The following is a 16849-nucleotide window of genomic DNA, read 5'->3' as shown; positions in this document are numbered from 1 at the left end:
TCCAATGACCCATCAACCCCAAATCAAGATCCCCGCCACCTATATGCGTGGCGGCACCAGCAAAGGCGTGTTTTTCCGCCTGCACGATTTGCCCGCCAGCGCACAAGTGCCTGGCGCGGCGCGCGATGCCTTGCTGCTGCGCGTGATCGGCAGCCCCGACCCGTACGGCAAGCAGATCGACGGCATGGGCGGCGCCACGTCGAGCACCAGCAAGACAGTAATCGTGGCGGCAAGCGATAAGCCGGATCACGACGTCGATTATCTGTTCGGCCAGGTTTCCATCGACAAGCCTTTTGTCGACTGGAGCGGCAATTGCGGCAACCTGTCGGCGGCCGTCGGTTCGTTCGCCATCGCCAGCGCGCTGGTGGACGCCGCGCGCCTGCCACACAACGGCGTGGCCACGGTACGCATCTGGCAAGCCAATATCGGCAAGACCATCATCGCCCACGTTCCCATGGCGCATGGCGAAGTGCAGGAAACGGGCGCCTTCGAGCTCGATGGCGTGACCTTCCCGGCCGCCGAAGTAAAACTCGAATTTCTCGACCCGGCTGCGGAAGAAGAGGGTGGCGATGGTGGCAGCTCGGCCATGTTCCCTACCGGTAACTTGGTCGATGAGCTCGACGTGCCCGGCATCGGTCGCCTGACAGTCACCATGATCAACGCCGGCATCCCGACGATTTTTGTCGATGCGCACGCCATCGGCTACACGGGCACGGAACTGCAGGACGCCATCAATGGCGATCCCGCCGCGCTGGCCCGTTTCGAAACTATCCGCGCGCACGGCGCCTTGCGCATGGGCTTGATTTCCCATCTGGATGAAGCGGCGAAGCGCCAGCACACGCCGAAGGTGGCTTTTGTCGCCAAGCCGGCCAGCTATGTTTCGTCGAGCGGCAAAAAAGTGGAAGCCGCCGAGATCGACCTGCTGGTGCGCGCCATGTCGATGGGTAAATTGCATCACGCCATGATGGGCACGGCGGCCGTGGCCATCGGCACGGCGGCGGCCATTCCCGGCACTCTGGTGAACCTGGCGGCGGGCGGCGGCCTTCGCAACGCCGTGCGCTTCGGCCATCCGTCCGGCACCCTGATGGTGGGGGCGGAGGCGGCGCAGGTCGATGGCGCATGGAGCGTCACCAAAGCCATCATGAGCCGCAGCGCGCGCGTGCTGATGGAAGGGACTGTGCGCGTTCCCGGCGACGCGTTTTAGGCAGAAATACGCAGGCAGGTGGTAGGCCGATGGCACACAGGTAGCACACACGTGGCAAACAGGTAGCACACATAAAGTGCTGGCCAGGGCAGTTCGCCCAGGCCAGGCACAGATTACACGCATACCGGAGGAGACATGAATTTCGCTGCATTTTATCAACGCTCGATCGACACGCCGGAGGCTTTTTGGCGCGAGGAAGCGGACAAGATCGATTGGCATACCCCGTTTTCGCAAGTGCTTGATTATTCCCGTCCGCCGTTCGCCAAATGGTTCGTCGGCGGCACCACCAATTTGTGCCACAACGCCGTTGACCGCTGGGTCGATAGCCACGGTGACGCGGCCGCGCTGATCGCCATTTCCACCGAAACCAATACCGAGCGCACCTACAGCTTTCGCGAACTGCAGCGCGAAGTGAAGCGTTGCGCCGCCATCTTGCTGTCGCTGGGCGTGGTCAAGGGCGACCGCGTCTTGATCTACATGCCGATGATCGCCGAGGCGGCGTTCGCCATGCTCGCTTGCGCCCGCATCGGCGCCGTGCATTCCGTGGTGTTCGGCGGTTTTGCCGCCAACAGCCTGGCCAGCCGCATCGACGATGCGCAGCCCAAACTGGTGTTTTCCGCCGATGCCGGTTCGCGCAACGGCAAGGCGATCGCCTACAAGCCGCTGCTCGATGAAGCCATCCGCATCGCCGCGCACAAGCCGCAGCAAGTGCTGCTGGTCGATCGCCATCTGCTGCCGATGCAACTGACGCCGGGGCGCGACGTCGATTACGCGACCCTGCGCGAGCAGCACCTGGACGCGCAGGTGCCTGTCACCTGGCTGGAATCGAACGAGCCGTCGTACGTGCTGTACACCTCGGGTACGACGGGCAAGCCCAAGGGCGTGCAGCGCGACGTGGGCGGCTATGCTGTGGCGCTGGCATCGTCGATGCAGTACAACTTCTGCGGCAAGCCCGGCGAAACCTTTTTTGCCACCTCCGATATCGGTTGGGTGGTGGGTCATTCCTACATCGTGTATGGCCCGCTGATCGCCGGCATGGCCACCATCTTGTACGAAGGCTTGCCGATCTGTCCCGATGCAGGCATCTGGTGGAGCATCGTTGAAAAATACAAGGTCACGCGCATGTTCTCGGCGCCGACTGCCATCCGCGTGCTGCGCAAGCATCCGGTGGAGCTGATGCGCAAGCACGACCTGTCCTCCCTGAAAGCGCTGTACCTGGCCGGCGAGCCGCTCGATGAAACCACCTCGCAATGGATCGCCGACGAACTGAAAGTGGACATCATCGACAACTACTGGCAGACGGAGACGGGCTGGCCGATTTTGTCGGTGGCGAAAGGCGTGTCCGATACGCCGACGCGCCTGGGCAGCCCGGGCCTGGCCATGTACGGCTACCAGGTCAAGCTGCTTAACGAAGTGACGGGCGAGGAGTGCGGCACCAATGAGAAGGGCGTGCTGGTGCTGGAAGGCCCGCTGCCGCCCGGCTGCATGCAGACCGTCTACGGCGACGACGCGCGTTTCGTCGACACTTACTGGTCCACCTTCAGCGGCCGCCAAGTGTATTCCACCTTCGACTGGGGCATGCGCGACGCGGACGGCTATTACTTCATCCTGGGCCGCACCGATGACGTGATCAACGTGGCCGGCCACCGCCTGGGCACGCGCGAAATCGAGGAAAGCATCAGCAGCCATCCGAATGTATCGGAAGTGGCGGTGGTGGGCGTGGAAGACAAGCTCAAAGGCCAGGTGGCGATGGCTTTCGTGATCCTGAAAGACCCGCAGGGTTTCGACAGCCTGGACGCGAAAGCGGCGCTGGAACGCGAAGTGATGGCCGTGGTCGACCGCCAGTTGGGCGCCGTGGCGCGGCCCGCGCGCGTGCTGTTCGTGGCACAGTTGCCGAAGACGCGGTCGGGCAAGCTGCTGCGCCGCTCCATTCAGGCTATCTGCGAAGGGCGCAGCCCGGGCGACCTGACGTCGATGGATGATCCGGCATCGCTGCAGCAGATCCAGGCAGCATTGGCTTAAGCGCCATGATGAGAACAGAGTTTATCAAATGATAGACTTTGTTCTCAAATGCGGTCGCTTTCCTTGCGCACGACCCTGCCCACGATCAGACATTCATTGCCGCGGCATAGCTTGCGGTGATATTTGCGCTGGTCCGGGTTGTCCGAGGTCAGCCACCATTCGCCGATATCGCGCGCCATGCGCTTGACCACCGCTTCGCCTTCGTAATTGATGGCAAACACAATACCGTCGGCCGGCCGCTTGTCGGCTGTATTGATGATCACCACGTCGTCCTCGTACAGGGCCGGCTCCATGCTCTCGCCCTTGACCTTGATAGCCACCAGTTTTTCAGGGTGGTAGCCATTGCGCTCGACCCAGCTGCGCGGCACGCTGATAGTGCTGCCATCGTGTGTTTCCGCTTCGATGGCAAAGCCGGTAATGCCTGCCGAGAGGCGCAATTTGACCTTGCGGATCGGGTAGAAGCGCGCATCGTCGCCATCGACTACCGCCACCGGCTGCACCTCACCTAAGGCGCCCAAAGCACGCGCCGCCAGCGCCGCCTGGTCGGGCGCCGCTCCCTGGTCAAAGTACATGCTATCGAGCTGCAGGTCCGCTTCCAGCTTGCGCGCGATTTTTTCGCTGAAGGCGCGTCCCTCGCGGTACGTGGGGGAGAGGATTTGCGAGATGCGCGCCTCGCTCCAGCCGCTGATGTCGGAAACTTTCTTGCGCGTGTTGTCGTAGTGCTCGCTGATCAGGGCCAGCAGGCGGTCGCGTCTGTATTGATACATATTCATGTTCCCATTAAACCTGAAATTTACCGTTTGATAAATTACCAAATGCTTGACTTTAACATTAGCGATTGATAAAGTCTATTCATTGCCTGTCGCAAACGCACTACAGCGTCTGCCGGCAGGCAGCATCATGGGAGATCAGGCAGATGTTGAACAGTAGTCAGTTGGTGGAAAGCCGGGCGCGGCCAGGGCAGGGGCGCCAGTTACAGGGACGCAGCAAGAAGTCGCAGCTGCATATCGCCCGTATCGCGCAGTTCATTCGCGAGCAGGGTCAGGCCAGTGCGGCGCAACTGTCTGCCTTGCTGGGCCTCGATGCGGGCACCATGAGCCGCTATTTGCGGCATATGTGCGCCATGGGACAGATACACCTGGCGCAGCGCCATTGCACTGAGCCGCGGCGCCAGCGGCCCGCCTTGTACGCGCTGGGCGAAGCGGACGAGGAGCTCGACGGCTGGGCCGAGCTGCCGCCGCAGGTATGTCGCACGGCCTGCTGGGCGCGCGGTGCGGCGCGCCGCGATCCGCTGGTGGCGGCCTTGTTTGGAACGGCGCAAGGGGAGGGCGGCAAGCGGCCTTCTCAAATGAATGACAGCGAACTGCCAAGCGCAGTTCTTTTTTGCCGCAACTGAAAGCACATCATGCATATCGATATCACCGCCGCAGGGGCTGCCTGGATCAAACTGCTGGGCGTGCCCTTGCTGGCCGCCTTCTTTGCCGCCTTGCTCAGCTTCATGGTCATGTGGCCACGCAGTTACAAAGAGGCGCTCATGCGTATTTGCTCCAGCATTATCATTGCCACCTTTGCCGGTCCCGTCCTGGTGTCGGCGGTGCTGGCGTGGTGGCCCGGCTTGTTTGACAGCGCGCAAACGGTGGCGGCGCTGTATGGCTGTGATCCAGCCACGGGCTTCCTGTTCATTGCCGCACCGCTGATGGCACTTGTCGGTTTGCCCGCGTGGTGGCTGGTGCGTGCCAGCGTGCGCTGGTTCGAGCGGCGCCGCGACAAGGATATCGGTGAACTGGCGGCCGATGCGGCCGCTGCGCTCAAGGCGGTGCGCGCGCGACGTTGACTACGCTGGCGTCCTGTTTTAGTGCGTGGACCAAGCGGCACGCCTGAAATCGGTGCGAAGGGAGGGGGCACCATGCACAGTCATGCTGGTTTGTCGCCACAAACTGTATACAATTCTACCTGGCATGAAGCATGCATTGCTTGCTGGAGTCGTCCCATCCAAGGAGCTTCGCATGCATCATCGACCATCGTCGTGTTTCTGTCGTCCCGTTTCTCTCTTGCTTTTCCCTTTCATCTGCGCCCATCCGGGCTGCAGTAACCCAGGAAATGGAGCGTAAATGGCCTCTCCCCGCTTGAAATCCATCCACCGCGACGTGCCCCGCGCACTGCCTGCTGCGCCATCGCCCGTGGATGAAATCCTGCCCGCTGGCAAACTGTTCACTTTGGGCTTGCAGCACGTGCTCGTCATGTATGCGGGCGCCATCGCCGTGCCGCTGATCGTCGGCCGCGCCCTCAAGCTGCCACCCGAGCAGGTGGCCGCGCTGATCAGTGCCGACCTGTTTTGCTGTGGCCTGGTGACCCTGATCCAATCCTTGGGCTTAGGCAAGTACTTCGGCATTCGCCTGCCCGTGATGATGGGCGTGACCTTTGCCGCCGTCAGTCCCATGCTGGCCATGGCGAACAATCCGGCACTCGGGATCAGCGGCATCTTTGGCGCCGTGATCGGCGCCGGCATCGTCTCCATGTTGATCGCGCCCTTCATCAGCCGCCTGCTGGCCCTGTTTCCGCCCGTGGTTACCGGCAGCATCATCGCCGTGATCGGCGTGTCGTTGATGCGCGTGGGCGTCAACTGGGCCATGGGCGGGCCGCCCTCGATGGCACAAATTGCCGATCCTGCCTTCCTCAAGATGGCCGCTGCCGCCGCTGCGGCCGGCTTGCCTGCGCCGCCGGGTCCCGTGCCCCTGATTGCCAATCCCGGCTACGGCGCGCTCGATAACATGGGTATTGCCTTCTTCGTGCTGGCCGTTATCTTGCTGGTGGCCAAGTATGGTCGTGGTTTCCTGTCCAATATCGCGGTATTGATCGGCATCATTGCCGGTACGGCCTTGTCGTTTGCCTTGGGCAAGGCCGATTTTTCCAAGGTGGCCAGCGCCAAGGCCTTCGCCATCGTCACGCCGTTCCAGTTCGGCATGCCGACCTTTGACGTGGTCGCTATCGTCACCATGAGCCTGGTGATGATCGTCGTCATGATTGAGTCCTTGGGCATGTTCCTGGCGCTGGGCGAAATGACGGACCAGCGCATCAGGCAGGACGATATCAGCCGCGGCTTGCGCGTCGATGGCCTGGGCACCCTGATCGGCGGCATCTTCAATACCTTTCCCTACACCTCGTTCTCGCAGAACGTCGGCCTGGTGGGCGTCACGGGCGTGCGCAGCCGCTGGGTGTGCGTGTCGGCCGGCATCATCTTGCTGGTCATGGGCGTGATTCCGAAGATCGCGCAAACGGCCGAGTCCGTACCGGCGTTCGTGCTGGGCGGGGCAGGGCTGGTGATGTTCGGCATGGTCGCCGCCACGGGCATACGCATCCTGGCCGGCGTCGATTACAAAAGCAAGCGCAACAACCTGTTCATCGTCGCCCTGTCGATCGGCTTTGGCATGCTGCCGCTGGTGGCGGAGCAGTACGCGCAGCACATGCCCAAGGTCCTGTCACCCCTGCTGCACAGTGGCATCTTGCTGGCCGCCATCGTTGCCGTGCTGCTCAATCTGTTCTTCAATGGACTGGCATCAACGGAAGTGGCGAAGGAGCAGGCGCGCGAGAATAGCCACGGCAGTGAGTGAGGCGTAGCGCGCCGCCGTGAACGCGGCGCGCGGGGCATGCGGATCAGCAAGGTGGCAGTAGCTTGAGGGCGAGGCAATGGTGCCTCGCAGCCTTGGCGTGGCCTGCCGCAGCACATAGCAAGGTCAGCGAAAGCAGCTGATGCATGGTGGAAGACCTCGCATTGTTGGGCAATGGACGGTAGAGCTCAATGTAGGAGCCATCCTTGCAGAAGTTCAGGCGAAGGTTAAATAGTTGGTGATTTGCCCGAAGAAACTGACTGCCCAGCACAAGTGAAGAGAGGGGGCTACAAGTGCGTCGGAGAGTTTTTGCGGAACAAAGCTAGTTTTGCGGAACTGGCAGGAGCGAGATAAATAGTCGTCACTATCTCTGTATATTGCATGTGCGCTGGTGCCCGGAGCCGGAATCGAACCGGCACGCCCTTACAGGCGGGAGATTTTAAGTCTCCAGTGTCTACCAGTTTCACCATCCGGGCAGCGCGGCGAGATTTTAGCACAGGTGATGCCGGTAATGCCATCTTGTGCCTGAGTGATGGTCTCGCATCCACGGCCAGGTATCAGCAGTGGCGGGAAAAAAGGCTGTCCGGTTGGGCCGAACAGCCTGGTTTTATCTAAGCGCCATTAAAACGTCGCCTTGAACTGCACGCCATACGTGCGTGGCTCGTTGACGATGCCGGTCAGGTTGTTGAAGTCGATCGCGCCCAGCGCCTGGATTTGGTTGGTGATGTTGCGGCCATACGCGGAGAGTTCGTATTTGTCCCATTTGTAGCCGACGCGCAAGCCGCCTTCCAGCAATTCCTTGGCCTTGTATTCCTTCGCTTCGTACAGGAAGAAGTTATAGCTGGTACGGTAGGACCAGTCGGTGTAGGCGTAGAACTCGCCGTTGGCGACGGGGATGCTGTATTTCAAGGTAACGTTGGCTTGCCATTCCGGCGCGCGTGGCAGCGGGTTGCCGTTGATGTAAGCGGTGCCCACGAACGGGCCGACCGGGTCGGTGACGGTGCAGCCGCTGGACGGGGTGTTTTGCGCGTTGCCGCAGCTTTGCACATACAGTTTTTTGTCCTGGATCTCGGTGTGGTTATAGCTGCCACCCAGGGTCATGCTGAGCGAGTCGCTGAGGTTGGCCTGGAAATCGAGTTCCACGCCCTGGCCGATGGCCTTCTCGGCATTGAGCAGTCGGTTCATGTTGACCACGCCGCTGCCGGCCGTCAATTGCTTGTCCTTCACGCGGTACTGGAATACGGCCAGGCTGAGGCGGGCGCGCTTGTCGAACAGGTCTTGCTTGATGCCGGCCTCCACCGACAGCACTTTTTCGGCGCCGGCCTGCGACGGGCGGTCGCCCAGGCCGTTCAGGCGCCCTTGCATCGATGGCGCACGATAGCCGGTAGCGATGCGCGCAAAGGCGTTCGTTTCTGGGCTCAGTATATAAGTGCCACTCACGTCCCAGCTGACGTTGTGCGAGGTGTCATTCAGGTTGAATGGGCCGGCCGTGGTCGCTTCTACGCGCTTGGCCGAGAAATCCTTCTTGTCGCTCGTGTAGCGCAAGCCGGCGCGCAGTTTCAGTGCATCCGAGACCGTGTAATTGAGCGAGCCGAACGCCGCGTACGATTTCGAGCTCTGGTTTTGCGTGGCGTAGGCGCTGTTTTGCGGATTGCCGGGTGCCAGACTGTCGAAGCTGATGCTGTCGATCTGGATATCTTCCTTGAAGTAGAACAGGCCGCCTATCCACTGCAGCGGGCCCTTGCTGCTCGATTCTGCGCGAAATTCCTGTGAAATCTGCTTGTGGTTGGGGATCACATCAGCCGTTTCCACGACGAAGGGGATGAAGCCGGGGCCCATCGGTGGGGCATATACGGCGCCATAGCCGCCGTCGACGTCGGCGCGGCTGAAGAAATCAAGCTTTTCGTAGCCGGTGATCGAATGCAGGGTGATGCCGGGCAAGTCCCATTTCAGGCGCATGCTGCCGCCCTTGGTTTTCAGGTGCTGGCGGTTGATGCCGTCGCTAAGGTAAGAGCCGTAATCGAAGTTGTCGACCAGCTCATTCGTGCCTTGTTTCAGGATGTTGGCGCGGAACAGCGTGGCCGTGCCGTCGAGGTTGCGCGCGTGCACATTAAACAGGGCCGTCAAATCGCGCGTGGGCTTGACGAGCACCTGCAGGCGGGCGGCGCTGTCTTCATAGCCTTCGAAGTCGCGCGTGCCGGTGGGGCGCGGGTTGTGCACGCGGTCGCCGCGGCGCTGCGTCTGGCCGGAAAAGCGCAGCGCCACCGTGTCGCTGACGGGAACGTTGAAGGCGCCTTCCAGGTTCTTCATGCCATCCTTGCCAAAGCCGCCGCTCAGGTAGCCTTCCGTATTGAAGACGGGCTTGGCGGAATCGAACTTGATCACGCCGGCCGGCGAGTTGCGCCCGAACAGCGTGCCTTGCGGGCCGCGCAGCACCTCGACCTGGTCCACGTCAAACACGGGGAAACCCTTGAGCATGGCGTTTTCCTGCACCACATCATCCATCACCAGGCCCACCGGTTGCGAGGCATTCAGGTCGAAGTCGGTATTGCCCAGGCCGCGAATATAGAAGCGGGGAAAGGTGCGGCCGTAATCGGATTCGACCGAGACGCTGGGCGAGCGGCTGTTGAGGAAGCGGATGTCGGCGCCGCCGGCGGTCAGGGTGTCGAGCTTGTCGCCTTTCAGGGTGGCGATGGACATGGGTACGTCCTTGATGTTTTCCGCGCGGCGCTGCGCCGTGACGATCACCGTTTCCAGCTGGCCAGGGCCGGCTTGTGCTGCCGGCGCAGCTTGTGCCTCGCCAGTTGGCGCCGGGATGCTGTCCTGTGCCATCGCTTGCAGGGGAAAGGCGGCAGCGATTGCCAGGGTAATCAGGGTACGGCGTATCGCGCTGGCGTGGTGGCTGGCATGCGGTGTCATGATGAACTGCTCCTGGTGGTCAAGTTTGTTAGTAGGGTCCAGGCAGTCGTAAGTGCGCTAGACGAAAGATCATGCTAGCACGGAAAGTTTTGACCTTCATGCCATTTCTAGGCAAGATTATTTATATGTCTTTCGAATCAATACGCGAATAAAATCGTATTTGTCGTCAATATCGGGCGGGTGCATAGTCGAGGGGCCGACAGGCTTTTAGCAGCGTTACGGGGCACTTTGTCACACAAGCTTTTCCTTACGCCAACGCAAACATGCCGATACCCTGGCCTCCACATGGGCATGGCGCGGTGTGGAAAATACGACAGTTTCCCCTTTTTCTTTCTGTAAAATGATGTTGTTGTAACGCAACATCATGCAAAGAATGCTGCATGCCAGCGTATGCAGCGCGGCGCGTGCACGGTCGGCCATGTTGCCACAAGGCATAGATAGAGCAGATTTCGCGTAAAATGTAATTTATTGCCAATTAGAAACTTTTATTTCTACCATGTTAATTTCACCCGCAAGTTTGCCGATCGTTGACGGCATACGGCTCTCCGAACTGATCGCCGCCCTCAGCCAGGCCCTGGACATCACGGAGGGGCAGCCAGAAGGTCATTGCATTCGTTGTTGCTGGATCGGCATGCACGTGGGACGCGAACTGGGCATGGCGGATGAAGACTTGTGGAATCTGTATTACACCCTGCTGCTCAAGGACCTGGGCTGCAGCAGCAATGCCGCGCGCATCTGCGAGCTTTACCTGACGGATGATCTGTCTTTCAAGCAAGGCTTCAAGACGGTGGGCGAGAGCCTGCCGCAAGTGCTTAAATTCGTTCTCAAGCACACGGGCCTGAAGGTGGGCCTGGCCGAGCGCTTTCGCGCCGTGATGACGATCTTGCGCGACGGTCCGCGCATCGCGCACGAACTGATCGCCACGCGCTGCCAGCGCGGCGCCGAGATCGCGCGCCTGCTGCGCTTTCCGGAATCCGTGGCACAGGGCATCTACAGTCTCGATGAACACTACAACGGCCAGGGCAAGCCGGACAAACTGGCAGGCCAGGCGATTCCCCTGTTCTCGCGCATTGCGCTGCTGGCGCAGGTGATCGACGTGTTTCATACGGCTGATGGCGCGCGCGCCGCCCAGGCCGAGGTGCGCCAGCGCGCGGGCAACTGGTTTGATCCGCAACTGGTGCAGGCATTCGAGCGGGTGGCGCAGTCGGATGCCTTCTGGTCCATGTTGCGGTCGCAGGAAATCACCTCTGCGGTGGCGGCGCTGGAACCGGCGAATCGTTGCGTGCCGGTCGATGAGGACTATCTCGACGATATCGCCGCCGCGTTTGGCCAAGTGGTCGATTCGAAAAGCCCTTACACCAGCGGGCACAGCGCCCGTGTCGCTTTGTATACGGACATGATCGCCGAAACCTTGGGCCTGACGCCCGAGCGGCGTCGCTGGCTCAAGCGCGGTGCCTTGCTGCATGATGTGGGGAAGCTTGGCGTCAGCAACAGCGTGCTCGACAAGGCTGGCAAGCTCGACGCCGATGAGTGGCGGGCCGTGCAGCAGCACGCACACTATACGGAAATGATTCTGTCACGCATTGACGCGTTTGCCGAACTGGCTGTCGTGGCAGCTGCGCACCATGAACGGCTCGACGGCAACGGTTATCCACGAGGCTTGACGGCCGACGACATCAGCCTGGAAACGCGCATTATCACCACGGCCGATATTTTCGACGCCATCACGGCCGACCGGCCGTATCGGGGACCAATTCCCATTCCGAAAGCGCTCGAGATCATGGCCGAGACGGTGGGCACAGCCATCGACGCGCAATGTTTTGCCGCCTTGAAAGCGGCGTTAGCGTGCTTGCCCGACCTCGCGCAACTGGACGGCGTCAGTGAATGAATGACTGAGTGACTGAATGACTGACTCAGTGAGCGAGTACTGGCGCCTGCTTGCTTAGATGGGAAACGCGCCCGCGCCCGACACATTCAGGCAGGCGACCTTGTCGCTGGAAAAATACTTGATTTGCCCCAGGCCGATGGCGTAGCAGCCGTCGCTGAGCGGGGAAATGGGACCGGTGAGTTTTTCACCGCTGATCAAGGTCACCACCCAGGGCGTAGTGGCCGGTTTGCCCGCATGGGCCAGGGCGTGTTGTACCAAGTCTGACATGCTGCCTCCGATGGATATCAAAATCCGATAATAGCATTGCAGAACAGGCAGGCGGCGCTAACTTCATGGCATGCTCTGCCATCGTCGAGACATCGTCGGCGCCTCAGGCGTCGGCCAGCAGACTCTTGGGTAGCGCCACCGACACCAGTTTCCAGTGCCACAGGCCATCGCGCGTCAGGGTCAGCTCGCCGATGTGGCTCTTGCTGTGGGCGCGCTGCACCACCACGCTGTCCCAGGAGGTGTAGCGCAGCTTGTAGTCAGGTTTGGCGCTGCGCTGGCGGCCGCTGACGTCGCTCACTTTGGCGATCGGTTTTTCGTAGCGGTCATTGAGCTTCATCAAGGCGACGATGCCTTCGGGCATCAGCATGGTATCGAGCAAGGGGGCGATAACGTCGGGGCTGATGTCGTCGGCGACTTCCGGCGCCGAGAACAAGGCATGCAATTGCTGGCCCAGGCTGCCGCGCAGCTGGTTCAGGTCGATTTGCGCCGCCAGCGCCTGGGCATCCTCGTCCAAGGTCGCCGCGTGGATCTTGTTCATGACGAGATACGGGCTGCCGTAAAAGACGCCGGCCAGCGCGACGAGGACCATGACAGCGAAAAGCAGCATTCTTTTCATCGTGTACTTTCTCGGATGCCTGGCGACTCAGTGCGCCTGAAGTGTTGATATTCTACATAATATTTCTCAAAATTAATATGGCGGTTTAAGTAAGTATTGTTTTGAATCAAGTTTCTTTAGAGTAATTCTGGTGGCAAGCGTATGTCTGTCAATTTCCAGTCCCAGATGCCATGCCGGCGCAGCAAAAATTGGCTGCTGGCGGGAACAGTGCCGCGGCGCTGCAGCGTCACTTCGCTCCACGAGCGGTAAGCCATGCCGAAGTCGTGGCGCTTGCCATCGGCCCCCTGCTTGCCGTGCAGGATCAAGGCCGTAATGCCGGGCGGCGAGACGATGGTGTCGAGCATTTCCTTGAAGTCGTCTTCGCTGGCCGTGTCGCCGGCGGCCCGCAACTGGCGCGCTACGCTGGCGCGCACGGCGGGCAGGTCCGCCTGCTGCGCCAGGTTTTCCAGGCGTACGGCCTTCGCCGCGATGCTGATGCGGTACATGGCGATGTAGGGGCTGACCCAGGTGAAACCTAGGGCGGCGACGCTAAAAATCACCGCAGTGGCGTACTTTCTTTTCATGGTCTCGGTGGTGTGGTGATCTATGGGGCGATGGGGACGATCGGTGTCGCCGTGATTTTACCCGGCCAGCGGCGGCCGATGGTGTAGCATGCGTGCCGGTGCGGACCATCGCGCCGCATTACTAAGGACAACCATGAATATCACTATCAATCAGGTGCTGCAGTCGTATATCGACCCGCTCACCGCCAGCGAATACGCGGCGCTCGAGCGCAGCCTGCTGGCCGAGGGCTGCCGCGACGCGCTGGTGCTGTGGAACGACGTGCTGATCGACGGCCACAACCGCTACGCCATCTGCCGCCAGCACGGCATCGAATTCAAGACCATCCAGAACACCAGCTTTATCTCGCTCGACGATGTCATGCTGTGGATGATCGACAATCACCTGGCGCGCCGCAGTGTATCGGACTTCCAGCGCGGCGTGCTGGCCCTGCGCAAGAAGGAGATCGTTGCCGCGCGCAGCCCGGCGCCTGTCAGCGCGCAGGATGCGCCCGAAGGCGAAAACGCGCCCAAGCCATCCATGAGCACGCGCGAAGAGGTGGCCAAGGTGGCCAGATTGAGCAGCAACCAGATCAGCCAGATCGAAAAGATCCAGAAGGCGGCCGCGCCGGAACTGGTGGCCGCGGTCCGCTCGGGCACCATTTCCATCAATGCCGCAGCGACCGTGGCATCGCTGCCGCCGGAAGAGCAGGTGGCGGCCGTCGCCGGCGGCAAGAAACTGCTGCGCCAGGCCGCCAAGGAAGTCCGCGAACAGCGCGCCGCCACGCGCATCGCGCGCACGCCCAAGGTGCATGTATCTGGGGATACGCCCGAGACGGGCAATGAGCCGTGGGCGGAAAACGCTGCCCAGCAGCCGTCCGAAGTGGCGCGCCTGCGCGGCGAGATCGCCAGCCTGCAGCAGCGCAATGCGCAGCTGCAGGCGGAAAACGTGGCGCTCAACGAGCGCATTGCCGCGTTGATCGACGCCTCCTGATCTTGCCGTAGTGCAGGCTAAGCCAGCATCAGGACGGCCGTGGAAGTCGGCCCTGCCTTATGCGCGGCGTGTGATGCAGTGGGGTCGATCAAATTGCATCGAGCGCGGTGCGCAAGTCATGGCGCAAGTCTTCCAGGTCTTCAATTCCCACCGACAGCCGTATCAAGCCGTCGCCTATGCCCAGCTTGGCCCGCTGTGCGGCGGGAATGCTGGCATGCGTCATCAGGGCCGGGTGTTCGATCAGGCTTTCCACGCCGCCCAGGCTTTCGGCCAGGGCGAACACTTCGCAGCGTTCCAGGAAGCGGCGCGCGCCCGCCAGGTCGGTGTCGAGATCGATCGAGATGATGCCGCCGAAGCCGTCCATCTGGCGCTGCGCCAGCGCGTGTTGCGGGTGCGACGCCAGGCCCGGATAAAACACGGTTTTCACTTCCTTTTGCTGTTCCAGCCACTGCGCCAGCGCCAGCGCGCTGGCGCAGTGGCGCTGCATGCGGATGGCCAAGGTTTTGACGCCGCGCAAGGCGAGGAAGCTGTCGAACGGCCCGGCAATCGCGCCCACCGAGTTTTGCAAAAAGCCCAGCTGCTCGCGCCATTGCGCCTGGTGCTCTTCTGCGCCCACAATGGCGATGCCGCCGATGATGTCGGAGTGGCCGTTCAAATACTTGGTCGTCGAGTGCACGACGATGTCAAAACCGTGTTCCAGGGGGCGTTGCACCAGCGGGCTGGCGAAGGTGTTGTCGGCCACGGCGATGATGCCGCGCGCGCGGCAGATCTCGGCAATCGCGCGTAAATCCGCCAGTTTCAGCATCGGGTTGGTGGGCGTTTCGACCCACACCATCTTCGTTTCCGGGCGCAGCGCGGCGAGCAGGTTTTGCCGATTCGTCAGGTCGACATAGGTGAACGCATGGCCGGCCGAGCGCCGCCGCACGCGTTCAAACAAACGGTAGGTGCCGCCGTACATATCGTCGCCGGCGACAATATGGCTGCCTGCGTCGAGCAATTCGAGCACGGATGAAATGGCGGCCAGGCCGGAGGCGAACGCGAAGCCAGCGCTGCCGCCTTCCAGGTCGGCCACGCAGCGTTCGAGCGCCCAGCGCGTGGGATTGTGCGAGCGGCCATAATCGAGGCCCTTGTGCACGCCGGGGCTGTCCTGCACGAAGGTAGAGGTGGCGTAAATGGGCGCCATGATGGCGCCCGTCGACGGGTCGGGCGACTGGCCAGCATGGATGACGCGCGTGGCGAGATGGCTTTTGCGCATGGTGTGCTGGCTCAAGATAGCGTCCTGCGTAAGTGGTTGAGAAGGTCGAAGCGGGTAATCAGGCCATAGAAGACGTCAGCATCGGCGACGACGGCCGTCAAGCCTCGCTCCAGGGTGGCGCGCAGGGCCGGCAAGCCGCTGGACGGCGCCAGTGTTTCGATCTGCGTTGTCATGGTGCTGCCCACCAGCGATGCAAAATGGGCGGCGTTGCCGGACACGTGCAGCAGCAAGTCCGATTCGTCGACGATGCCGACCAGCTGGCCGCTATCGATGACCGGCAGCTGCGCCAGGTCGCTGGCGCGCATGCGGTTGAAGGCGGTGAGCACGGTGTCGCCCGGCGCCACGCTGACGACATCGCCCTCGTCATAGCGGCGCCCGATCAGGTCGCGCAAATCGCCCGACACGGCCCGCTGCAGTAAACCCTGGTCGCGCATCCAGCCATCGTTGTAGACTTTTGACAGGTAGCGCGTGCCCGTGTCGCATACAAAAGTCACCACGCGTTTGGGGGTGCTCTGTTCGCGGCAGTACTTGAGGGCGGCGGCCAGCAGGGTGCCGGTGGACGAACCACCGAGGATGCCTTCGGCGCGCAGGAGGGCGCGCGCGCTGTCGAAGCTTTCCTGGTCGGTGATGGTGTACGCGTGGCGCACGCTGTGCATGTCGGCGATCGCGGGGATGAAATCTTCGCCGATGCCTTCGACGGCCCACGAGCCGCTGGTGTCGCTCACTGTGCCCGATTCGATGTATTCGGTGAGGATAGAGCCTTGCGGGTCGGCCAGCACGAATTCGAGCTTGGGCTGCACCTTGCGGAAGTAGTGCGTGAGGCCCGTCAGGGTGCCGGACGAACCGACGCCGACGACGATGGCATCGACGTCATGCCCGCTCTGTTGCCAAATTTCCGGTCCGGTGCCCGTTTCGTGCGCCAGTGGGTTGGCGGGATTGTTGAACTGGTCGGCGAAGAAGGCGCCCGGCAGTTCGCGCGCCAGGCGCGCCGCGTAATCCTGATAGTACTCGGGATGGCCCTTGCCCACGTCCGAGCGCGTGGTGTGCACTTCTGCGCCCAGCGCTTTCAGGTGCAGCACTTTCTCTGTCGACATCTTGTCGGGTACCACTAAAATCACGCGGTAGCCTTTGATGCGGCCCACCAGCGCCAGGCCGATGCCGGTGTTGCCGGCGGTGGCCTCGATGATGCTGCCGCCTGGCTGCAAGCGGCCGTCGGCTTCAGCCGCTTCGATGATGGACAGGCCGATGCGGTCCTTGATGGACCCGCCAGGATTTTGCGATTCCAGTTTCAGGAACAGCTGGCATAGGCCCGTGTCCAGCCTGGTCACTTCGACCAGTGGCGTATTGCCGATCAGCGTGTATAGCGCTGGCGGCTGGAGTGGAGATGGGGATGGGGATGGCATTCGATCATTCATGTTCGCTCCTGTCAGGGAAACAGCGGCCAGCGATTGTGTCCCGGGCCGCCTTCCATGCCGCGCAGTGTAGGCCGCTGGACGGGCGCGGCGAACGAATGTTTGTATGCTTGCATATACATCCT

General features: G+C 61.7%; 15 protein-coding genes and 1 tRNA gene. 7 read left to right on the top strand and 9 right to left on the bottom strand.

Annotated features, from left to right (window positions below):
* Positions 1–4: 4 nt before the first annotated feature.
* On the top strand, positions 5–1204 hold the full coding sequence (gene prpF / locus H4V96_RS12990; protein WP_196855956.1) for a 2-methylaconitate cis-trans isomerase PrpF: 1200 nt from the start codon (positions 5–7) through the stop codon (positions 1202–1204).
* Positions 1205–1339: 135 nt separating this feature from the next.
* Complete coding sequence (locus tag H4V96_RS12985; protein WP_196855955.1) at positions 1340–3226, top strand: propionate--CoA ligase; 1887 nt, start codon at positions 1340–1342, stop codon at positions 3224–3226.
* 44 nt (positions 3227–3270) lie between these two features.
* Here H4V96_RS12985 and H4V96_RS12980 read toward each other — a convergent pair whose 3' ends face one another.
* Entirely contained in the window at positions 3271–3993 is a 723-nt protein-coding gene (locus H4V96_RS12980; RefSeq protein WP_196855954.1) for a S24 family peptidase, read from the bottom strand.
* A 149-nt stretch (positions 3994–4142) separates the two neighbouring features.
* Here H4V96_RS12980 and H4V96_RS12975 point away from each other — a divergent pair, with 149 nt between their 5' ends.
* From H4V96_RS12975 to H4V96_RS12965, 3 genes are all read left to right on the top strand, one after another.
* On the top strand, positions 4143–4622 hold the full coding sequence (locus H4V96_RS12975) for a FeoC-like transcriptional regulator (protein ID WP_196855953.1): 480 nt from the start codon (positions 4143–4145) through the stop codon (positions 4620–4622).
* Positions 4623–4631: 9 nt separating this feature from the next.
* The gene (locus H4V96_RS12970) at positions 4632–5060 is read left to right on the top strand and encodes a hypothetical protein (RefSeq protein ID WP_196855952.1); all 429 of its coding nucleotides are present in this window, start codon (positions 4632–4634) and stop codon (positions 5058–5060) included.
* 277 nt (positions 5061–5337) lie between these two features.
* Positions 5338–6837, top strand: coding sequence for a nucleobase:cation symporter-2 family protein (locus tag H4V96_RS12965; protein ID WP_010399136.1), 1500 nt, complete (start codon positions 5338–5340; stop codon positions 6835–6837).
* Between the two features lie 386 nt (positions 6838–7223).
* Here H4V96_RS12965 and H4V96_RS12960 read toward each other — a convergent pair.
* The 3 genes from H4V96_RS12960 to H4V96_RS12950 form a co-directional block, all read right to left on the bottom strand.
* A tRNA-Leu gene (locus tag H4V96_RS12960) sits at positions 7224–7310 on the bottom strand.
* Positions 7311–7455: 145 nt separating this feature from the next.
* Positions 7456–9753, bottom strand: a complete 2298-nt coding sequence (locus tag H4V96_RS12955; RefSeq protein WP_280720988.1) for a TonB-dependent receptor — start codon at positions 9751–9753, stop codon at positions 7456–7458.
* Positions 9754–9984: 231 nt separating this feature from the next.
* Positions 9985–10173, bottom strand: coding sequence for a hypothetical protein (locus H4V96_RS12950; protein WP_196855950.1), 189 nt, complete (start codon positions 10171–10173; stop codon positions 9985–9987).
* A gap of 76 nt (positions 10174–10249) precedes the next feature.
* Between H4V96_RS12950 and H4V96_RS12945 the strand changes: the two genes are divergently transcribed.
* Positions 10250–11641 (top strand): HD-GYP domain-containing protein, encoded by a 1392-nt coding sequence (locus H4V96_RS12945; protein WP_196855949.1) that lies wholly within the window; start codon positions 10250–10252, stop codon positions 11639–11641.
* A gap of 54 nt (positions 11642–11695) precedes the next feature.
* On the opposite strand, the gene H4V96_RS12940 is transcribed toward H4V96_RS12945, so the two are convergent.
* The 3 genes from H4V96_RS12940 to H4V96_RS12930 all read right to left on the bottom strand — a co-directional run bounded on the left by H4V96_RS12940 (position 11696) and on the right by H4V96_RS12930 (position 13087).
* Complete coding sequence (locus H4V96_RS12940) at positions 11696–11908, bottom strand: hypothetical protein (RefSeq protein ID WP_010399127.1); 213 nt, start codon at positions 11906–11908, stop codon at positions 11696–11698.
* A 103-nt stretch (positions 11909–12011) separates the two neighbouring features.
* Positions 12012–12515 (bottom strand): DUF2939 domain-containing protein, encoded by a 504-nt coding sequence (locus tag H4V96_RS12935; protein ID WP_196855948.1) that lies wholly within the window; start codon positions 12513–12515, stop codon positions 12012–12014.
* Between the two features lie 125 nt (positions 12516–12640).
* On the bottom strand, positions 12641–13087 hold the full coding sequence (locus tag H4V96_RS12930; protein ID WP_196855947.1) for a DUF2939 domain-containing protein: 447 nt from the start codon (positions 13085–13087) through the stop codon (positions 12641–12643).
* Between the two features lie 133 nt (positions 13088–13220).
* Here H4V96_RS12930 and H4V96_RS12925 point away from each other — a divergent pair, with 133 nt between their 5' ends.
* Positions 13221–14057, top strand: coding sequence for a hypothetical protein (locus H4V96_RS12925; protein WP_010399122.1), 837 nt, complete (start codon positions 13221–13223; stop codon positions 14055–14057).
* 88 nt (positions 14058–14145) lie between these two features.
* On the opposite strand, the gene H4V96_RS12920 is transcribed toward H4V96_RS12925, so the two are convergent.
* The gene (locus H4V96_RS12920) at positions 14146–15312 is read right to left on the bottom strand and encodes a PLP-dependent aspartate aminotransferase family protein (protein ID WP_196855990.1); all 1167 of its coding nucleotides are present in this window, start codon (positions 15310–15312) and stop codon (positions 14146–14148) included.
* Positions 15313–15323: 11 nt separating this feature from the next.
* The gene (locus tag H4V96_RS12915; protein ID WP_280720987.1) at positions 15324–16727 is read right to left on the bottom strand and encodes a cystathionine beta-synthase; all 1404 of its coding nucleotides are present in this window, start codon (positions 16725–16727) and stop codon (positions 15324–15326) included.
* Positions 16728–16849 lie beyond the last annotated feature (122 nt).

The sequence above is a fragment of the Janthinobacterium sp. CG_23.4 genome (genome assembly GCF_029892305.1).
GTDB lineage: Bacteria > Pseudomonadota > Gammaproteobacteria > Burkholderiales > Burkholderiaceae_D > Janthinobacterium > Janthinobacterium lividum_D.
Note: the sequence above shows the minus strand (reverse complement) of the source record. Positions and strands in the feature narration are given on the sequence as shown.

Excerpts from the sequence above, each read along its gene's own strand:
- H4V96_RS12965 (WP_010399136.1), top strand. The coding sequence starts at position 5,338 with ATGGCCTCTCCCCGCTTGAAATCCATCCACCGCGACGTGCCCCGCGCA.
- H4V96_RS12955 (WP_280720988.1), bottom strand. The coding sequence starts at position 9,753 with ATGACACCGCATGCCAGCCACCACGCCAGCGCGATACGCCGTACCCTG.
- H4V96_RS12985 (WP_196855955.1), top strand. The coding sequence starts at position 1,340 with ATGAATTTCGCTGCATTTTATCAACGCTCGATCGACACGCCGGAGGCT.
- H4V96_RS12970 (WP_196855952.1), top strand. The coding sequence starts at position 4,632 with ATGCATATCGATATCACCGCCGCAGGGGCTGCCTGGATCAAACTGCTG.
- H4V96_RS12940 (WP_010399127.1), bottom strand. The coding sequence starts at position 11,908 with ATGTCAGACTTGGTACAACACGCCCTGGCCCATGCGGGCAAACCGGCC.
- H4V96_RS12930 (WP_196855947.1), bottom strand. The coding sequence starts at position 13,087 with ATGAAAAGAAAGTACGCCACTGCGGTGATTTTTAGCGTCGCCGCCCTA.
- H4V96_RS12950 (WP_196855950.1), bottom strand. The coding sequence starts at position 10,173 with ATGGCCGACCGTGCACGCGCCGCGCTGCATACGCTGGCATGCAGCATT.
- H4V96_RS12945 (WP_196855949.1), top strand. The coding sequence starts at position 10,250 with ATGTTAATTTCACCCGCAAGTTTGCCGATCGTTGACGGCATACGGCTC.
- H4V96_RS12925 (WP_010399122.1), top strand. The coding sequence starts at position 13,221 with ATGAATATCACTATCAATCAGGTGCTGCAGTCGTATATCGACCCGCTC.
- H4V96_RS12980 (WP_196855954.1), bottom strand. The coding sequence starts at position 3,993 with ATGTATCAATACAGACGCGACCGCCTGCTGGCCCTGATCAGCGAGCAC.
- H4V96_RS12915 (WP_280720987.1), bottom strand. The coding sequence starts at position 16,727 with ATGAATGATCGAATGCCATCCCCATCCCCATCTCCACTCCAGCCGCCA.
- H4V96_RS12975 (WP_196855953.1), top strand. The coding sequence starts at position 4,143 with ATGTTGAACAGTAGTCAGTTGGTGGAAAGCCGGGCGCGGCCAGGGCAG.
- prpF (WP_196855956.1), top strand. The coding sequence starts at position 5 with ATGACCCATCAACCCCAAATCAAGATCCCCGCCACCTATATGCGTGGC.
- H4V96_RS12920 (WP_196855990.1), bottom strand. The coding sequence starts at position 15,312 with ATGCGCAAAAGCCATCTCGCCACGCGCGTCATCCATGCTGGCCAGTCG.
- H4V96_RS12935 (WP_196855948.1), bottom strand. The coding sequence starts at position 12,515 with ATGCTGCTTTTCGCTGTCATGGTCCTCGTCGCGCTGGCCGGCGTCTTT.